Origin of the sequence: Croceibacterium mercuriale, from assembly GCF_000802385.1 — a bacterium.
Classification (GTDB): Bacteria; Pseudomonadota; Alphaproteobacteria; order Sphingomonadales; family Sphingomonadaceae; genus Croceibacterium; species Croceibacterium mercuriale.
The window spans coordinates 1182631-1199720 of record NZ_JTDN01000001.1 but is presented as its reverse complement, the minus strand read 5'-3'; the positions used below and the strand labels follow the sequence as shown (position 1 = coordinate 1199720).

Annotated in this window: 17 protein-coding genes; 3 read left to right on the top strand and 14 right to left on the bottom strand. The window is 65.6% G+C overall.

The genetic code is table 11. The features are described from left to right. From nrdR to PK98_RS05445, 9 genes are all read right to left on the bottom strand, one after another. A complete protein-coding gene (gene nrdR, locus PK98_RS05485; RefSeq protein WP_039094879.1) occupies nucleotides 1-462 on the bottom strand; it encodes a transcriptional regulator NrdR in 462 nt (153 codons plus the stop codon). A gap of 3 nt (nucleotides 463-465) precedes the next feature. Beyond that, complete coding sequence (locus tag PK98_RS05480; protein ID WP_407637601.1) at nucleotides 466-693, bottom strand: hypothetical protein; 228 nt, start codon at nucleotides 691-693, stop codon at nucleotides 466-468. Nucleotide 694: 1 nt separating this feature from the next. Next, on the bottom strand, nucleotides 695-1999 hold the full coding sequence (glyA, locus tag PK98_RS05475) for a serine hydroxymethyltransferase (RefSeq protein WP_235425461.1): 1305 nt from the start codon (nucleotides 1997-1999) through the stop codon (nucleotides 695-697). Nucleotides 2000-2022: 23 nt separating this feature from the next. After that, nucleotides 2023-2475, bottom strand: a complete 453-nt coding sequence (locus PK98_RS05470) for an RpiB/LacA/LacB family sugar-phosphate isomerase (protein WP_039094876.1) — start codon at nucleotides 2473-2475, stop codon at nucleotides 2023-2025. 243 nt (nucleotides 2476-2718) lie between these two features. Continuing rightward, nucleotides 2719-3063, bottom strand: coding sequence for a response regulator (locus PK98_RS05465; RefSeq protein ID WP_039094875.1), 345 nt, complete (start codon nucleotides 3061-3063; stop codon nucleotides 2719-2721). Further along, a complete protein-coding gene (locus PK98_RS05460; RefSeq protein WP_039094873.1) occupies nucleotides 3060-4529 on the bottom strand; it encodes a sensor histidine kinase in 1470 nt (489 codons plus the stop codon). Before PK98_RS05460 ends, PK98_RS05465 begins: the two co-directional genes overlap by 4 nt. A gap of 46 nt (nucleotides 4530-4575) precedes the next feature. Beyond that, nucleotides 4576-6618 (bottom strand): RNA polymerase sigma factor RpoD, encoded by a 2043-nt coding sequence (gene rpoD, locus PK98_RS05455; protein WP_039094871.1) that lies wholly within the window; start codon nucleotides 6616-6618, stop codon nucleotides 4576-4578. Between the two features lie 8 nt (nucleotides 6619-6626). Beyond that, the gene (gene dnaG / locus PK98_RS05450; RefSeq protein ID WP_039094869.1) at nucleotides 6627-8570 is read right to left on the bottom strand and encodes a DNA primase; all 1944 of its coding nucleotides are present in this window, start codon (nucleotides 8568-8570) and stop codon (nucleotides 6627-6629) included. A 29-nt stretch (nucleotides 8571-8599) separates the two neighbouring features. Further along, nucleotides 8600-9055: a GatB/YqeY domain-containing protein gene (locus PK98_RS05445; RefSeq protein WP_039094867.1), complete on the bottom strand. Its 456-nt coding sequence runs from the start codon at nucleotides 9053-9055 to the stop codon at nucleotides 8600-8602. A gap of 159 nt (nucleotides 9056-9214) precedes the next feature. On the opposite strand from PK98_RS05445, the gene carA reads away from it, so the two are divergent. The 3 genes from carA to greA all read left to right on the top strand — a co-directional run bounded on the left by carA (nucleotide 9215) and on the right by greA (nucleotide 14371). Beyond that, nucleotides 9215-10375 (top strand): glutamine-hydrolyzing carbamoyl-phosphate synthase small subunit, encoded by a 1161-nt coding sequence (gene carA / locus PK98_RS05440; RefSeq protein WP_039094865.1) that lies wholly within the window; start codon nucleotides 9215-9217, stop codon nucleotides 10373-10375. 72 nt (nucleotides 10376-10447) lie between these two features. Further along, nucleotides 10448-13798 carry a carbamoyl-phosphate synthase large subunit gene (gene carB, locus PK98_RS05435; RefSeq protein WP_039094863.1) on the top strand — a complete coding sequence of 1117 codons (3351 nt, stop codon included), beginning with the start codon at nucleotides 10448-10450 and terminating at the stop codon, nucleotides 13796-13798. A 105-nt stretch (nucleotides 13799-13903) separates the two neighbouring features. Beyond that, entirely contained in the window at nucleotides 13904-14371 is a 468-nt protein-coding gene (gene greA / locus PK98_RS05430; RefSeq protein ID WP_039094860.1) for a transcription elongation factor GreA, read from the top strand. Between the two features lie 429 nt (nucleotides 14372-14800). Here greA and PK98_RS05420 read toward each other — a convergent pair whose 3' ends face one another. From PK98_RS05420 to PK98_RS05400, 5 genes are all read right to left on the bottom strand, one after another. Further along, nucleotides 14801-15028 carry a DUF4170 domain-containing protein gene (locus tag PK98_RS05420; protein ID WP_081996044.1) on the bottom strand — a complete coding sequence of 76 codons (228 nt, stop codon included), beginning with the start codon at nucleotides 15026-15028 and terminating at the stop codon, nucleotides 14801-14803. 95 nt (nucleotides 15029-15123) lie between these two features. Beyond that, the gene (locus PK98_RS05415; protein WP_039094854.1) at nucleotides 15124-15627 is read right to left on the bottom strand and encodes a hypothetical protein; all 504 of its coding nucleotides are present in this window, start codon (nucleotides 15625-15627) and stop codon (nucleotides 15124-15126) included. 60 nt (nucleotides 15628-15687) lie between these two features. Continuing rightward, nucleotides 15688-15990, bottom strand: coding sequence for a hypothetical protein (locus PK98_RS05410; RefSeq protein WP_039094852.1), 303 nt, complete (start codon nucleotides 15988-15990; stop codon nucleotides 15688-15690). Beyond that, entirely contained in the window at nucleotides 15987-16433 is a 447-nt protein-coding gene (locus PK98_RS15920; RefSeq protein WP_052208065.1) for a phage holin family protein, read from the bottom strand. Before PK98_RS15920 ends, PK98_RS05410 begins: the two co-directional genes overlap by 4 nt. A gap of 7 nt (nucleotides 16434-16440) precedes the next feature. Continuing rightward, entirely contained in the window at nucleotides 16441-17001 is a 561-nt protein-coding gene (locus PK98_RS05400) for a hypothetical protein (protein ID WP_052208063.1), read from the bottom strand. Between the last annotated feature and the right edge of the window lie 89 nt (nucleotides 17002-17090).

Below are 17090 nucleotides of genomic sequence, written 5' to 3'. Positions count from 1 at the left end.
TCAGCCCGCCCCGACATCGCGCACAGTGCCGGCAAAATCCTCGAAGTCGCGGGCCTCGTTGAAGTCGCGGTAGACGGAGGCGAAGCGGATGCACGCAACCGCATCCAGTTCGCGCAGATTCTCCATCACCAGTTCGCCAATGCGGGCGGAGGGCACCTCCGGCTCGCCCGAGATTTCCAGCTGGCGCTGGATGCCGGAGACGAACTGCTCGATCCGTTCCTGCGGGACGGATCGCTTGCGGCAGGCCAGGGCCACGGACTGTTCGATCTTGGCCCGGTCGAACGGCTCACGCCGGCCGCTGGCCTTGACCACCATCACCTCGCGCAGCTGCACCCGTTCAAAGGTGGTGAACCGCGCCCCACAGCCTTCGCACTGCCGGCGGCGGCGAATGGCGGTGTTGTCTTCGGAGGGGCGCGAATCCTTTACCTGGCTGTTGTCATGCGCACAGAACGGGCACCGCATCGATCAGGGGCGTAGCCGCTTGTAGAGCATGTAACCGGCGCCGGCGAGCAGGCCGACCGGCAGCGACACGATCGGCAGCACGGCTCCGGCCACCGCGCCGACGGCAGCGCCCGTCAGCACCGGCTTGGTGGACGGATGCCTCATTCCGCCTTTGGCCATGCCCTTCAGTTCGACTGTGGCATCGTCCAGCAGGTTGCCGGACGGCTTGGGGTCATTGTCGTACTGCATCATCTTATCTCCCGGGATAGACAGGAAAGGCGTGGCACAGCTCCGTTGCCTGCCGCCGCACGGCTTCCTCGACCTGGCCGTCACCTTCGTCGCCGTTGCGCGACAGGCCCGCGACCACGTCGGCAATCATACGGCCAACCTGGGCGAACTGTTCCGTGCCGAAGCCGCGCGTGGTGGCGGCCGGAGTGCCCAGGCGGATGCCGGAGGTGACGAAGGGCGACCGCGCATCGAATGGCACCGCGTTCTTGTTGCAGGTCAGGAATGCCCGGTCGAGCGCGCGCTCCGCCGCCTTGCCGGTGACATCGGCCTGCGTCAGGTCGACCAGCACGAGGTGGTTGTCCGTGCCGCCGGACACGCAGGGCAGGCCATGCTCCTGCAACGCCGCGGCCAGCGCCTTGGCATTGGCGACGATGTTGGCGGCATAGGTACGGAACTCAGGGCGCAGAGCCTCTCCGAAAGCGACTGCCTTGCCGGCGATGACATGCATCAGCGGTCCACCCTGCATGCCGGGAAACACCGCCATGTTCAGCTTCTTGAGCAGATCCTCGTCATCCGTCAGTATCACGCCGGAGCGCGGCCCGCGCAGCGACTTGTGCGTCGTGGTGGTGACCACATGCGCATGGGGGAAGGGGGAGGGGTGCACGCCGCCGGCCACCAGGCCGGAGAAGTGCGACATGTCCACCAGCAGCCATGCGCCGACCTCATCCGCGATTTCGCGGAAGGCGGCAAAGTCCCAGTGGCGCGGATAGGCCGTGCCACCGGCGATGATCAGCTTGGGCTTGTGCTCGCGCGCCAGGCTGCGGACCTGGTCCATGTCCAGCAGGCAATCCTCGCGCCGCACGCCATAAGGCACCGCGTTGAACCACTTGCCGCTCATGTTCACCGGGCTGCCATGCGTCAGGTGCCCGCCGCTGGCGAGGTCGAGGCCCATGAAGGTATCGCCGGGACTGAGCAGCGCCAGGAACACCGCCTGGTTCATCTGGCTGCCCGAATTGGGCTGCACGTTGGCGAACCGGCAGCCGAACAGCTGGGTGACCCGCTCGATCGCCAGCCGCTCGACCTCGTCGGCATGCTCGCAGCCGCCATAATAGCGCTTGCCGGGGTAACCCTCGGCATATTTGTTGGTGAAGACCGACCCGGTTGCCTCCAGCACGGCGGGGCTGGCGATGTTCTCGCTCGCGATCAGCTCGATCCGGTCACGCTGCCGCGCCAGTTCACGGCCGATGATCGCCGCGACAGCGGGATCGGCATCTTCCAGCGTGTCGCCCCAGAAAGTCTGCAGCGCATCGCCGCCGACGGGACGATCCATGGCGAGGGTGGGAGTGGTCGCGGTCATGCCGGCTCCTGGCTGATCGGTGGATGGGAAAGCATGTCGACCCGGCGCTGGTGGCGGCCGGCTTCGAAGGTGGTGCCGAGAAAGGCGGCGACGCAGGCGCGGGCCATCTCCGGCCCGATCAGCCGTGCGCCCAGCGCAATGGCGTTTGCGTCATTGTGCATCCGCGCCAGACGGGCCGACAGTGGCTCGCTCACCTGGGCGCAGCGCACCGCAGGGTGGCGGTTCAGCGCGATACCGATGCCGATGCCGGAGCCGCACAGCGCAATGCCGCGCTCGGCAACGCCATCCGCCAGTGCCGTGGCGAGGCGGTAGCCGTAATCGGGATAGTCGACCGATCCGGCACCACCCGGGCCGAGATCCGTGACGTCATGCCCCTGTTCGCGCAGCCAGCCTGCAAGGTCGGCCTTCAGATCGACAGCGGCGTGGTCGGAGGCGAGCGCGATCTTCATGCCGGCGCCCTTAGCGGAACGCTCGCCCGCTTGCCAGCAGGTCGCGCAAAAAAGCGGCGACAAAGGCGGCTTTTGCCCTGCATCTTGCCGGCATGGTGCCGATCCGGGTTGCAAGGCTGGCCGTCATGGCGCCATTCGCATGGCGAAACCGGCGACGAGCCTGTCGGGAAAGTCGTGCCTCGGCGCCCGTGAAACCGGCGTCAGACCATGCAGGGGATCGGGTCCGTCCGCCCGCTCGTCAGCTCAGCAGGTAAACGCCGCCCGGATTGCGCAGATGTCGTAAGGCTTGGTCACGGTCGGCACGCTCGCCAGATCATCCGGCCGCGTCTGGTTGCCGTACCCGGTGGCGAAGATCACCGGCACCCGGGCCTGAAGTAGTTCGCGCGCCAGCGGGTAACTTTCCTGCCCATGGAGGTTCACGTCCAGGATCGCGGCGTCGAAGCTGTGCCTGCGGGCAAGTTGCAGCCCTTCCGACAGGGAGCATGCCAGTACGGCGCTGGCGCCCTCGCTGGCCATCATGTCTTCCAGCTCGAAGCCGATGATCGGCTCGTCCTCGACCAGCAGAACCTTGTTGCCCGTTAGTTTCATCGTTGCGGGATACTGTTCATGGGGGCTTGCGGTTCCGGCTCACCCAGTTTCGCGGTAATCTTGCAGGTGAGACCGTCAGGCGCGAAATCCATCTCCACCCGCCCGGTGCCGTCGGTCGACAGTCCGCGCCGGATCAGCCGCGTGCCAAAGCCGGCGGCCGGCGCCGGTGCCACGATCGGTCCGCCGCTCTCCCGCCAGTTAAGGGTGAATTGCCGCGCCGCATCTTCGGTAATGGACCAGTCTATGGCGATCTGCCCTTCGTCAGTGGCAAGGGCGCCATACTTCACCGCATTGGTGCACATTTCGTGTACGATCATCGCGAGCGAAACTGCGGTCTGCGGTTGCAGCGCGATGTCCGGCCCCTCCAGGATGAACCGGCTGATCGCCTCGCCCGCGGTAGCCTCGGCCGACCTGCGGATCGTTTCTGCCAGCTGGGTGCCGCCCCAGTGCGCATCGGTCAGCAGCGAATGGGCCGCCCCGAGCGCTTTCAGGCGGGCCGAGAAGATCGCGTTCGCCTCCTGGGCGCCCGCCACCCGGCGGAACGACTGACCGGCGAGTCCCTGCACCACCGCCAGCGTGTTCTTTACCCGGTGGTTCAGCTCGGCGACCAGCATTGCCTGCCGTTCCTCGTACTCGACTTCCTCCGTGACGTCGTAGCCCTGGATGATGATGCCGCTGATCTGGTCGTCCACGCCGAACACCGGCTGGAAGATGAAGTTGAGTACCAGGGCAGCGGCGGAACCGGTGGAGGTGCGCTGCAGGTACACCGGCAAGCGTCGGCCGAAGAAGGGCTCGCCGGTCACGCGCACGCGGTCCAGCACCGCGCCGAAACCCTGCTCCATCACCTCCGGTAACGCTTCGCTCACCGACTTGCCGATCAGATCATCACGGCCGACCAGTGTGCGATAGGCCTGATTGGCCATGGTAAAGCGATGGTCCGGCCCGTCCAGCAGCGCCACGAAGCCGGGCGCATGGGCGAAGAAGTCGATCAGCCGGCGGCTTTCGGCGGCAAGGTCGCGGTTGCGGTCCTGCACTGCGCTGGCCCGGCGCATCAGCCCGGCTTCGTCACGGGCGCGGCGCAGTTCGTGCAGTTCGGTCACGTCGACCGTGTGCTGCAGGATGTACTGCAGCGCGCCTGCCTCGTCCAGCAGGGGCGTGTGCGTCGCGCTCCAGTACCGGGTGTCCATCGTCTCGTCCGGCCGGCGGATGTCGTAGCGGATGATGGCGATCTCGTCCGCCTGCCCGGTGGCCAGCACACGCTGCAGCGAAGAGTCGAGCAGGCGGGAGCTCTCGGACGCGGGATCGGCCGGGAACGCTTCGAACATGCCGCGACCAAGGATGTCGTCACGGTCGCGCATGGTGACCCGCAGATAGGCATCGTTCGCCCACACGATCGTGAGCTCCGGATCGATCACTACGTACGGATTGGGCGAGCGGGCGAATAGCGCCTCGAAGTCGAGCGTCATCACAGTTCAGGCAATCCGTTCGCCAACTCGCACCGGTTCCGGTTGCCTACTGGTCCAGGAAAGAGCGCATCTTCCGGCTGCGGCTCGGATGCTTCAGCTTCCTGAGCGCCTTGGCCTCGATCTGGCGGATACGCTCGCGGGTGACGGAGAACTGCTGACCCACCTCTTCCAGCGTGTGATCGGTGTTCATGCCGATACCGAAGCGCATGCGTAGCACGCGTTCCTCACGCGGGGTCAGGCTGGCCAGCACGCGGGTGACCGTTTCCTTCAGGTTGGCCTGGATCGCGGCATCCACCGGGATGATCGCATTCTTGTCCTCGATGAAGTCGCCCAGATGGCTGTCTTCCTCGTCGCCGATCGGCGTCTCGAGGGAGATCGGCTCCTTGGCGATCTTCATCACCTTGCGCACCTTCTCCAGCGGCATGGAGAGACGCTCGGCCATCTCCTCCGGGGTCGGCTCGCGGCCTTGCTCGTGCAGGAACTGGCGGCTGGTGCGGACCAGCTTGTTGATCGTCTCGATCATGTGGACCGGGATGCGGATTGTCCGCGCCTGGTCCGCGATCGAGCGGGTGATCGCCTGCCGGATCCACCAGGTGGCATAGGTGCTGAACTTGTAGCCGCGGCGATACTCGAACTTGTCGACCGCCTTCATCAGGCCGATGTTTCCTTCCTGGATCAGATCCAGGAATTGCAGGCCGCGATTGGTGTACTTCTTGGCGATGGAGATCACGAGGCGCAGGTTCGCCTCGACCATCTCCTTCTTGGCGATGCGCGCCTCACGCTCGCCCTTCTGCACCATGTTCACGATGCGGCGGAACTCGCCCAGGCTCATGCCCGTCTGCGCGGCGATGTCGGATATCTCGGCGCGGATACGCTCCACCGGCTCGGCTTCGGTCGTGGCGAAGGCGGTCCACTTCTTGTCCTTCTTCACCATGGAACCCAGCCAGGCGTCGTCCAGCTCGTTGCCGAGATAGGCGTTCAGGAAGTCGACCCGCTTGACCTTGTGCCGTTCGGCCAGACGCAGCATCTGCCCGCCCAGCATCGTCAGCCGGCGGTTGAAGGCATACAGGTTGTCGACCAGATACTCGATCTTGGTCGCATGGAACTGGACCGATTCGACCTCGGCCGTCAGCTGCTCGCGCAGCTCCTCGTACCGGCGTTCCTTGGCGGCGGGATAGTCGTTGCCGGCGCCCAGCACGTCCACGCGCTCGGCCTGCAGCTTCTCGAACGCGTTGAACAGGTCGGTGATGCGCGCGAAGCGTTCCAGCGCATCGGGCTTCAGCGCAGCTTCCATCTGGGCGAGGGAGAGGGTGTTGTCCTCCTCTTCCTCTTCCTCGCGACGGCGGCTGGTCCCTTCGCCATCCTCGTCCTCGTCGGCGCTCGCCTCTTCCTCAGGCTCTTCCTCTTCCTTGAAAGAGGGGCCAGCGGTCTCTTCGCTGATCTCGCCGTCGTCGTCCTCGTCCGCCTCCATCTTCTCGACGGGCGGCTCCTTGGACAGCATTGCGTCGAGATCCAGGATCTCGCGCAGCTGCATCTCGCCATTGTTCAGTGCTTCGGACCATTGGATGATGGCGTGGAAGGTGATCGGGCTCTCGCACAGGCCCATGATCATCATGTCGCGGCCGGCTTCGATCCGCTTGGCGATGGCGATCTCGCCCTCGCGACTGAGCAGTTCGACCGCGCCCATCTCGCGCAGGTACATCCGCACCGGATCATCGGTGCGTTCAGTGGTCTCCTTGCGCTTCTTCTCGGGAACGTTGGCGCTGGCGGCCTCGTCGGGCTCCGTGCCGTCATCCTCGTCTTCGGAGGCCGGGGTATCCTCGGACGCGCGGCGCTCGCCTTCCTCGTCTTCCTCGGCTGCGTCCTCGTCATTCTCGACGATGTTGACGCCCATCTCGCTGATCGCGGACATCACGTCCTCGATCTGGTCGGTGGACATCTGGTCCTCGGGCAGGGCCTCGTTCAGCTCGTCCACGGTGATGTAGCCACGGCGCTTGGCCTTCGCGATCAGCTTTTTAATCGACGCCTCGTTGAGGTCGATCAGCGGTGCATCTTCCGCCGGGGCGGTGGTCGTGTCTTCCGACGCCATCTGCTCTTCTAACCTGTTTCCTGTGCGCCGGGCGACGACCGTTGGCCGGCCCCGGTATCCACCTGATCGTCGGCCGCTTCAACAGCCCGTTTTTTGGCCATCTGCCCGAGTCGTACATCGAATGCCAGCTTTCGTTTGCGCAAGCGTTGCTGCTCGGCAAACGCGCCTTCCGGATCGATATCGAAGCGGGCCGTGACCGCGGCAATGGCGGCTTCGAGAGCAGGCCTTTCAGCCAGCAATGCCACCGCCTCGGCCAGATCCTCACGCGCGCTGACTGGGTCTGTACCTTCCTGAAGGAAGGAAAACGAAGCGTTGCCCGGCGGCGGCAGGATCTTGCCAGTGCCGGATATGGGGCCTGCGCCGCCTGCGTCAAGCAGGGCGGGCATCGCTGCGCCGCCGGGGCCCGTCTCCCCCATGTGCAGCAGTCCGTCGACCAGCGGGGCCAGCACCGGGTCTGCGCCTGCCAGGCGGAGCAGCGCCTCCATGTGCCGGCCGACCTGATCCGGGTGGCGGGCCAGTCCGGCGATCACGGCGGCAGCCAGCGGATCCTGCCGGGCGGCGCCATCCCGGTTGAGCCGCGCCGCCGTGCCCGGCAGCAGCGGCAGGATGGCAGGCTTGCCGAAGGGCTGGCGCTTGCCGCCCCGCGCCTGCGGCGGCCGCGGCTGCCATTCGGCCTTCTCCCGTTTGGGGAAGGCGAGCGCGGAGAAGCGGTCCAGCCATTCGCGGCGGTACAGCGCGGCGATGTCCTGCTGCGTGATCGCTTCCACATGCGCCATCAGCCGCGCCTTGAGGCCCGCCTTGTCCTCCGGCCCGGTCAGCGGCAGCGCCGCCTGTTCGTGGCTCCACACCACCTCCAGCAGGCTGGACGCCGCCGCCAGTACCTTGTCCAGACCGGCACGTCCTTCGCGGCGCAGCAGGTCGTCCGGGTCCATCCCGGCGGGCAGGGTGGCGAACTGCAGCGAATGGCCGGGGCGCAGCAGCGGCAAGGCGCGCGTCGCAGCCCGGATCGCGGCACGTTGCCCGGCGGCATCGCCGTCGAAGCACAGCACCGGCTTGTCCGCCAGCCGCCACAACAGCTCGATCTGCTGCTCCGTCACTGCAGTGCCCATCGGGGCGACGGCATCCTCGATCCCCGCCGCCGCGAGGGCGATCACATCCATGTACCCTTCACATACGTGAACGGACCCACTCTGGCGGGAAGCGGCGCTGGCCCGATGCAGGTTGTAGAGGGTGCGCCCCTTGTCGAACAACGGGGTGTCCGGCGAGTTCAGGTACTTGGGCGCGTCCTTCTTTTCTGCATCCAGAATACGTCCACCGAACGCGATGACGCGCCCGCGTGCATCCTGGATGGGCAGCATCAGCCGGTCGCGGAAGCGGTCATAGTTCTCGCGCTGCTCGGCCTCGATCCGCAGGCCCGCCTCCACCAGCAGCGCCTCGTCGAACTGGCCGAGCGCGGCCTTCATCGCATTGCGGTCGGGCGGGGCGAAGCCGAAGCCGAACCGTTCGATCGTATGGGCGTCGATCCCGCGCATCTTCAGATAGTCGCGCGCCCTGGCCCCGCCGGCGCCTTGCAGGTTGGCGACGAACCAGTCCTGCGCGGCCTGCATCACCTCGTGCAACCCGCTGCGCTGTTCCGCAGCTTGTGCGGCGCGGGGATCGGGGCGGGGCACCTCCAGCCCGGCCTCCGCCGCCAGTTCCTGGACCGCATCGATGAAGGACAGGCCGCGCTGGTCTGTCATCCAGCGGATCGCATCGCCATGCGCACCGCAGCCGAAGCAATGATAAAATCCCTTCTCGTCACTGACGGTGAAGGACGGGCTCTTCTCGTTATGGAACGGGCAGCATGCCTTCCACTCGCGGCCGGCGCGGGTGAGCTTGGTCGTGCGCCCGATCACCGTCGACAGGGTGACGCGGGCGCGCAACTCGTCCAGCCATTGCGGGGTCAGGGCCATGGCTGCGATCTATGCCCCCAAGTGCCGGTTCAGGCGAGCGAGTCCTTCACCCAGCCACTCGCGCGGCCGAGATCGAGCACGGTGCCGTGGCGCGCCTTCAGCTCCGCCATAACCTTGCCCATGTCCTTCAGGCCGGTCGCACCCAGTTCGCCCTTGATGGCCTCGATCGCGGCGCGGGTTTCGGTCTCGTCCAGCTGGCGGGGCAGGAAATCCTCGATCACGACCAGTTCGGCCTGCTCGTTCGCGGCCAGCTCGTCGCGGCCGCCCTGCTGGAACATGGTGATCGATTCGCGGCGCTGCTTGGCCATCTTCTGCAGCACGTCGATCACCAGCGCGTCGTCATCGGGCGCCGGCTGCGTGGACGTGCGCAGCTCGATGTCGCGATCCTTCAGCTTGGCGCCGATCAGGCGCAGCGCGGCCGTGCGCGGCTTGTCGCCCGCCTTCATCGCCGTGATGGTTTCCTGCTTGATCTGGTCCCTCAGCATGACAGCCTCTTTTCCGGTATGATTGCCTGTTGCCGTGCCCCATCCGCCATCGGGATCGATCCGTCAAATGGGGGTCGGCCTTGACGGATGCGGAGGGCAGGTCTAGCCGCCGCCCCTTAGCAACATCGCTGGCAATCTTAACGAAACGGGAGCCCCCGAATGGCTTTTTCCGCATCCTCGACTGTGCCGCCAAAAGGCGCAACGGGGGTATTGGTGCTGGCAGACGGCACGGTGGTGTGGGGCAAGGGGTTCGGCCATGTGGGCCATGCCGTGGGGGAGGTCTGCTTCAACACGGCCATGACCGGGTATCAGGAGGTGATGACCGATCCCTCCTACGCCGCGCAGATCATCACCTTCACCTTCCCGCACATCGGCAATGTCGGCACCAATGACGAGGATCTCGAATCCGGCGTCGAGAGCGCCGTGGGCTGCATCGTGCGCGAGGAAGTGACGCGCCACTCCAGCTTTCGCTCCACCCGCGAGTTCGACGAGTGGATGGCCGGGCACCTGAAGATCGGCCTGTCCGGCATCGACACCCGCGCCCTGACCCGCCGCATCCGCACCAACGGCGCGCCCAATGCGGTGATGGCCCATTCGCCGCATGGCGAGTTCGACATCCCCGCGCTGCTGCAACTGGCGCAGGAATGGCCGGGGCTGAAGGGCATGGACCTGGCCAAGCGCGTCAGCCGCGAGAAGCACCATGGCTGGGAAGGCGGCCCGTGGGAGCTGGGCAAGGGCTTCGGCGCCTCGCCCGCCGATGGCCCGCATGTCGTGGCGATCGACTATGGCAGCAAGGACAACATCTTCCGCAACCTGGCCCGCGCCGGCGCGCGGGTGACGGTGGTTCCGGCGGAAACGCCGGTGCGCGAGATCATGGCGATGCGGCCCGATGGCGTGTTCCTGAGCAACGGCCCGGGCGATCCGGCGGCGACCGGCGGCTATGCCGTGCCGGTGATCCGCGAATTGCTGGAACTGGACATGCCGATCTTCGGCATCTGCCTGGGGCACCAGCTGCTGGGCCTGGCTGCAGGTGCGCAGACGGTGAAGATGCACCAGGGCCATCGCGGCGCCAACCACCCGGTCAAGCGGCTGGAGGATGGCGTGGTGGAGATCACCTCCATGAACCACGGTTTCGCGGTAGACGCTGCCACCCTGCCGGACGGCGTGGAGGAGACGCATGTCTCCCTGTTCGACGGTTCCAATTGCGGGATCAGCCTCCGTGGCAAGAAGGCGTTCGGGGTGCAGTACCATCCGGAAGCTAGCCCGGGGCCGCAGGACAGTTTTTACCTGTTCGAGCGGTTTGTGGGGATGCTGGGGTGAAGGCGGTTCGCCCCAGACACTGTTTTGGCCAAGTGCCATTCTCTCTGATTACAGCGATCCAGAAGGCGTAAGATGCCCAAACGCACTGACATCTCCTCCATCCTCGTCATCGGCGCCGGCCCGATCATCATCGGCCAGGCGTGCGAGTTCGACTATTCGGGCACGCAGGCAATCAAGGCGCTGCGCGAGGAAGGTTATCGCGTCGTCCTGGTGAACAGCAATCCGGCGACGATCATGACCGATCCGGACATGGCCGATGCCACCTATATCGAGCCGATCACCCCCGCGATCGTCGCCAAGATCATCGAGAAGGAGCGGCCGGATGCGGTGTTGCCCACGATGGGCGGGCAGACCGCGCTGAACTGCGCACTGGCGTTGTTCGAGGACGGCACGCTGGCAAAGTACGGCGTGCAGATGATCGGCGCCGATGCCGATGCGATCGACAAGGCGGAGAACCGCCAGCGCTTCCGCGAGGCGATGGACAGGATCGGTCTGGAAAGCGCCCGCAGCGGGACCGCGCACACGCTGGACGAGGCGTTCGCCGTGCTGGAACGTACCGGCCTGCCGTCCATCATCCGCCCCAGCTTCACGCTGGGCGGAACCGGCGGCGGCATCGCCTACAACAAGGCGGAGTTCGAGAAGATCGTCCGTTCTGGCCTGGACGCCAGTCCCACCACCGAGGTGCTGATCGAGGAATCGCTGCTCGGCTGGAAGGAGTACGAGATGGAGGTCGTGCGCGATCGCGCTGACAACTGCATCATCATCTGCTCCATCGAGAATGTCGATCCGATGGGCGTGCATACCGGCGATTCCATCACCGTCGCGCCGGCGCTGACGCTGACGGACAAGGAATACCAGATCATGCGTAGCGCCAGCATCGCGGTGCTGCGCGAGATCGGCGTGGAGACGGGCGGCAGCAACGTGCAGTTCGCGGTCAATCCCAAGGATGGCCGCCTGATCGTGATCGAGATGAACCCGCGCGTGTCGCGGTCCTCTGCGCTCGCCTCCAAGGCCACCGGCTTCCCCATCGCGCGCGTCGCGGCCAAGCTGGCGGTCGGCTACACGCTGGACGAGATCACCAACGAGATCACCGGCGCCACCCCAGCGGCGTTCGAGCCGACGATCGACTATGTCGTCACCAAGATCCCGCGCTTCGCGTTCGAGAAGTTCAAGGGCGCGACCAACGGCCTGTCCACCGCCATGAAGTCGGTCGGGGAGGTCATGGCGATCGGTCGCAACTTCAAGGAAAGCATGCAGAAGGCGCTGCGTGGTCTGGAGACCGGGCTGGACGGCTTCAACCGCGTGCTGGAGCTGGAAGGTGCCGCGCGTGACGTGATCACCGCCGCGCTCAGTCGTGCGACGCCCGACCGGCTGCTGCAGGTGGGTCAGGCGTTCCGCGAAGGGTTCAGCGTGGAGGAAGTCCATGCCATCACCCATTACGACAAATGGTTCCTGCGCCAGATCGAGGAGATCATCTACGAGGAGCAGATGATCGGGCAGGAAGGGTTGCCGAACGATGCCGAGGGCTTGCGCCGGCTGAAGGCGATGGGCTTCTCCGACAAGCGGCTGGCCACCCTGGCGGTCCGTTCGGTGGGCGTCGCCGGTGGCATGGCGGAAACGCAGGCCAAGCGGTCCGGCCTGCTGCACGACACGTTGCGCGCCATGGCCGGTGCCACCAGCGAGGACGAGGTGCGCGCGCTGCGGCAGAAGCTGGGCGTGCTGCCGGTGTTCAAGCGCATCGACAGCTGCGCCGCCGAATTCGAGGCGGTAACGCCCTACATGTACTCGACCTACGAAGCGCCGAGCTTCGGCGAGCCGGAGAACGAGGCCGCGCCGAGCGACCGGCGCAAGATCGTGATCCTGGGCGGCGGGCCGAACCGGATCGGGCAGGGCATCGAGTTCGACTATTGCTGCGTCCATGCCTGCTTCGCCCTGGCGGAGGCGGGTTACGAGACGATCATGGTCAACTGCAACCCGGAGACGGTGAGCACCGACTACGACACGTCGGACCGGCTGTATTTCGAACCGCTGACGGCGGAGGACGTGCTGGAGATCCTGCGCGTGGAACTGACCGCGGGCGAGCTGGTGGGCGTGATCGTGCAGTTCGGCGGGCAGACTCCGCTGAAGCTGGCCGCCGCGTTGCAGACCGCCGGTATCCCGATCCTGGGCACCAGCCCGGACTCGATCGATCTGGCGGAAGACCGCGAGCGGTTTGCGCTGCTCGTCAACAAGCTGAACCTGCTGCAGCCTGCCAACGGCCTTGCCCGCAGCCGGGACGAGGCGGTCGCCGCTGCAAACCGCATCGGCTATCCGGTGCTGCTGCGCCCGTCCTATGTGCTGGGTGGCCGTGCGATGGAGATCGTGGATAGCGAGGCGCAGCTGGACGACTACATCGCCACGGCGGTCAACGTCTCCGGCGACAGTCCGGTGCTGGTGGACCAGTATCTGCGCGACGCGATCGAGTGCGACGTGGACGTGCTGTGCGATGGCGAGGATGTCGTGATCGCCGGCGTGATGCAGCATATCGAGGAAGCCGGCGTCCATTCGGGCGACAGCGCCTGCACCCTGCCGCCCTACAGCCTGCCGGCCGAGATCGTTGCCGAGCTGGAACGGCAGGCACGCGAACTGGCACTCGCGCTGCAGGTCCAGGGGCTGATGAACGTGCAGTTCGCGGTGAAGGATGGCCTGGTCTACCTGATCGAGGTCAATCCGCGGGCCAGTCGCACGGTGCCGTTCGTCGCGAAAGCGATCGGGCAGCCGGTGGCCAAGATCGCGGCACGGATCATGGCGGGCGAGAAGCTGGCCGACTTTCCGCCGATCAAGCGCGACCTGCCCTACATGTCGGTGAAGGAGGCGGTGTTCCCCTTCAGCCGCTTCCCCGGTTCCGATCCGGTGCTCTCCCCCGAAATGAAGAGCACGGGCGAGGTGATGGGCATCGACCGCGACTTCCCCACGGCCTTCCTGAAGAGCCAGCTGGGCGCCGGAAACCTGCTGCCGATGACCGGCCGCGTGTTCGTCTCGGTCAAGGACAGCGACAAGGCACAGATGCTGGAACCGGTACGGACCCTGGCGGGGCTGGGCTTCCGGATCGTGGCGACCGGCGGGACGCAGACCTTCCTGACGGACAATGGCGTCGCGGTGGAGCGGGTGAACAAGGTGGCCGAGGGGCGCCGGCACATCGTGGACCGGATCGTGGATGGAGAGATCGACCTGATCTTCAACACCACGGAAGGCTGGCAGAGCCACAAGGACAGCCAGTCCATCCGTGCCAGCGCGATCGATCGGCGCGTCCCCTACTATACCACCGCGGCCGCAAGCGCGGCAGTGGTGCTGGCGATTGCGTCGGTCAGGGCAGGGGGTGCCGACGTCAGCTCCCCGGCCAGTGCGCTTGAAGTGCGGTCCTTGCAGGACTATTATGGATGAACCACGTGTTTTCCGGAAAACATAACGCCGTCAATTCGCCCGACCGGGCGGGAGCGGATCGCTGACCCAGCGGGCAGCCAAGAGACAGAAAGACAGGGAACGTCTATGGAAAGAGTGCCGATGCTGGCAGAGGGCTACGAAAAGCTCACCGCCGACCTCAAGGCCCTCCGGAAGGAACGCCCGCTGATCGTCGATGCGATCGAGGAGGCGCGAGCGCATGGCGACCTGTCCGAAAATGCCGAATATCATGCCGCCAAGGAACGGCAGGGCCAGGTAGAGGCGCAGATCGCCGATCTGGAGGACCGCGTCAGCCGGGCGCAGATCATCGATCCGGCGACCCTGTCGGGTAACCGGATCATCTTCGGCGCGACCGTCACCGTGCTGGACGATAACGACAAGCCGCAACGCTATCAGATCGTCGGCCAGACCGAGGCAGACGCCAAGCAGGGCCGCATCTCGTACGACTCGCCGATGGGCCGTGCGCTGATCGGCAAGCAGGTGGGTGAGGATGTCGAAGTGACCGTGCCCAGCGGCGACCGGTTCTACATGGTGGAGAAGATCGAGTTCATCTGACCTGCGTCAGACGAACTCGTCCAGCTTGAGGTGAAAGGCGAGCCGGGTGTCTTCCGGCTCGTCGATGCCGTAGCTGTGACCAGAAGCTTCATCGGCCGACTTGGCCGTGTGACAGCTAGATGTTGCCGACTAGGGCATTGCAGTGCGTGAACCCGCGCCCGACCCGCAGCCGCAGCAATGCGGCATCTCGCACCAGACCTGCTACGATGATCCGTGGGACCTCGGTCACAGTGTCGATGGCCAACACCCCGTGTGCGTCGTTTCGATTCAGGTCGGGAGATGTGTCATGGCGCAGGTGGTACATATTCGCGCCGCTTTCTCCGACATGGGACTGCTTCCCTGCGTAGCTCGCGCCATTCCCGCAAAGACAGGTGGCATGTTGAAAGGTGGCGGCGCCATGTTTCGTAGATCCGGTCGCCGCCGCCAGCTTCAGGCGCCCGGCAGATCCGGTTCCAGCAGACGGTGCAGATGCACGATGACATACTTCATTTCGGCATCGTCCACAGTGCGTTGCGCATTGCCGCGCCACGCCTCGACTGCCTCGTCATAGCTGGGGAAGACGCCGACGACGTGAACGGAGTGGGGATCGACGAACTCCAGCGCAGAGGGGTCCTTCACTCGGCCGCCCATTACCAGGTGCAGCAATTGCTTGCTCATGCGTCAGACCCTTTCTCGGTATCTCAAAATGGATGCGCCCCGCTCCTTACGGGGCAGGGCGCAAAGTGCAACAAAGGCGGCGCGCCGCCTTCCGGTCAGTGCTTGCGGCTGCCGACCACGCGATCGATCAGGCGCAAGGCATCGCGCTTAAATTCGCGGGCGTTTGCGCCGGCCTCATGCGTCAGGTGCCCTGCTTCCCGTCGTGCCTTGCGACCCGCGACGCTGATGCCGTCGCCCAAGTCGTTGAGCTGATCGGCACCAGCCCGGCGCGCCTCGCCTGCGGCAGAAAGCGCCTGTGCAAACCAGCTGGCGGCCAGCTGTGATCCGATCGCAGCTGCGCCCGAAGTCTTGGCAGCAGCCACACGTCCTGCCTTGCGGGTCGGCGAGTTGCGGAACAGGCCGCTGATCAGGACGCCGAGCGCCAGCCCGCCCGCAACGACGGCGATCGGGTGATCCTTGGCAAATTGCGTGAACCCGTCCTTGGCTTCGATCGCGCGTTCTCCGGCGCGGTCCAGCAGGGTGGATTCCTCACGGGCACGCATGCGTGCCTCACCAGCCGCGATCTGGTCCTTGATCTCGTTGTGCTTGACCACGTTCATCTGTCTTTTCCTCTGCAATGCGGCTGTATCCGGACAACGGACGGCCGTGCATGGGTGTTCCTACCGGAACGTGTCTTCGACCGTATCGCGCAGCTGGCTCAGACCCTTGCAGATCGGCCGACGCGCGAACCAGGCCACGATCACCGCCGCCACGGCAACAAACGCCGTCCGATGTTCGCGGGCAAAGTTCAGGGCATCATCCGCGATGTCGAGTGCAGCGTCAGCCGCGCGGTCTGCCACTCGGCCACCGGCACTTCGCTGGCCCAGATCTTCCCGGATGAATGCAATATCTGCATCCAGCAACCGCTTGGCCGCATCGCGCAGGGCGCGATCTTCGGCGAGTTTCAGGTCGATTGCAGTCATGACCGGGTCTCCTCCGACGAGAAGGCACCGCTCAATGCCGACCAGTTGCTACTGGCACGCTTCACCAGGACAAAAGCCACCAGCAGCAGCATCGCCACCACGATCAACGTGGCTGCGAGTGGGCCGATCAAAGTGGCGAGACTGAGGATTGCCCCGACCGTCAGACCGATCAACGCCAGCACAGCCAGAAATACAGCCGCAACGCCGTAGATCACCACCGACTTCAGCTTGGCAGTGGAAAACCGCGCCCGTGTCTTCTGGAAAGCCAGTTCGGCCGCGACGTATGTCTTGCCATCCTGCCACGCGGCTTCGATGTCACCCAGCAGCGAACGGTCAGGCATGTCGTCGGCGGCATCGCCGCCTGCTGTCATGCTGTCGCTGGTAGCGAGCGGCAACCCATCGTCCCGCACCGGCGGGACGATGGACTCAGGCTGTTGAGCCATGATGCGCTTACTTGCGCAGCAGGCGGGCAAACACGTAGCCAGCCGCCGCCGCTAGGCTCAGGGCAGTGGCAGGACTGGTGCGAACGAATGCCTTGGCATCCTCACCCAATTCTTCCAGCGACTTCTCGTTAAGGCGCCCGGCTGTGCTTTCGATGCTGCGCGAGGCATTGCGGACGTAGTCGCCATACTTGACGCCCAGCTTCTCGTCGACCGTGCCGGCATTGTCGCTGATCAGGCGGCTGACGCTGGTCAGCGCCTCGCTGACCTTGGCCTTGCCATCATAAGCAAGGTCGCTCGCCTTTGCGGACGCATCGCTCTTGTACGTTTCGCCACGGACGCTTGCCTCGCTCTTGTAGGCGGCGGCGCGTTCCTTCGCCTCTTCGCCCAGTGCGGCAGCGCCAGCCTTCGCCTCGTCGAGCGCGGCGGTGAAGCGACTTTTGGCCTCGGCCGTGTGGCTGGCGGTTAGTTCCGGCGTTTCCGGGATAGTCGTCGCAGCGGGCGTGATCGGGGTGACGTCCGTGATCGGCTGCGTACCCGGCGTGGTCGTGTTTCCAAAAGTATCGGCCATGCATGATCCCCTTCTTAGCGTTCGGACGCGACGGGCGCCCTCCTTCGACTGTGCAATGCAGCAGCAGCCATGGTTCCGAAATCGAACGC

Bases quoted from the DNA above. Each gene is read 5' to 3' on its own strand.
- PK98_RS05410 (WP_039094852.1), bottom strand. From the start codon at position 15,990: ATGACTGCAATCGACCTGAAACTCGCCGAAGATCGCGCCCTGCGCGAT.
- dnaG (WP_039094869.1), bottom strand. From the start codon at position 8,570: ATGGCCCTGACCCCGCAATGGCTGGACGAGTTGCGCGCCCGCGTCACC.
- PK98_RS05460 (WP_039094873.1), bottom strand. From the start codon at position 4,529: ATGACGCTCGACTTCGAGGCGCTATTCGCCCGCTCGCCCAATCCGTAC.
- PK98_RS05480 (WP_407637601.1), bottom strand. From the start codon at position 693: ATGATGCAGTACGACAATGACCCCAAGCCGTCCGGCAACCTGCTGGAC.
- PK98_RS05465 (WP_039094875.1), bottom strand. From the start codon at position 3,063: ATGAAACTAACGGGCAACAAGGTTCTGCTGGTCGAGGACGAGCCGATC.
- rpoD (WP_039094871.1), bottom strand. From the start codon at position 6,618: ATGGCGTCGGAAGACACGACCACCGCCCCGGCGGAAGATGCACCGCTG.
- glyA (WP_235425461.1), bottom strand. From the start codon at position 1,999: ATGGATCGTCCCGTCGGCGGCGATGCGCTGCAGACTTTCTGGGGCGAC.
- PK98_RS15920 (WP_052208065.1), bottom strand. From the start codon at position 16,433: ATGGCTCAACAGCCTGAGTCCATCGTCCCGCCGGTGCGGGACGATGGG.
- PK98_RS05420 (WP_081996044.1), bottom strand. From the start codon at position 15,028: ATGAGCAAGCAATTGCTGCACCTGGTAATGGGCGGCCGAGTGAAGGAC.
- PK98_RS05400 (WP_052208063.1), bottom strand. From the start codon at position 17,001: ATGGCCGATACTTTTGGAAACACGACCACGCCGGGTACGCAGCCGATC.
- carA (WP_039094865.1), top strand. From the start codon at position 9,215: ATGGCTTTTTCCGCATCCTCGACTGTGCCGCCAAAAGGCGCAACGGGG.
- PK98_RS05470 (WP_039094876.1), bottom strand. From the start codon at position 2,475: ATGAAGATCGCGCTCGCCTCCGACCACGCCGCTGTCGATCTGAAGGCC.
- nrdR (WP_039094879.1), bottom strand. From the start codon at position 462: ATGCGGTGCCCGTTCTGTGCGCATGACAACAGCCAGGTAAAGGATTCG.
- greA (WP_039094860.1), top strand. From the start codon at position 13,904: ATGGAAAGAGTGCCGATGCTGGCAGAGGGCTACGAAAAGCTCACCGCC.
- carB (WP_039094863.1), top strand. From the start codon at position 10,448: ATGCCCAAACGCACTGACATCTCCTCCATCCTCGTCATCGGCGCCGGC.
- PK98_RS05445 (WP_039094867.1), bottom strand. From the start codon at position 9,055: ATGCTGAGGGACCAGATCAAGCAGGAAACCATCACGGCGATGAAGGCG.
- PK98_RS05415 (WP_039094854.1), bottom strand. From the start codon at position 15,627: ATGAACGTGGTCAAGCACAACGAGATCAAGGACCAGATCGCGGCTGGT.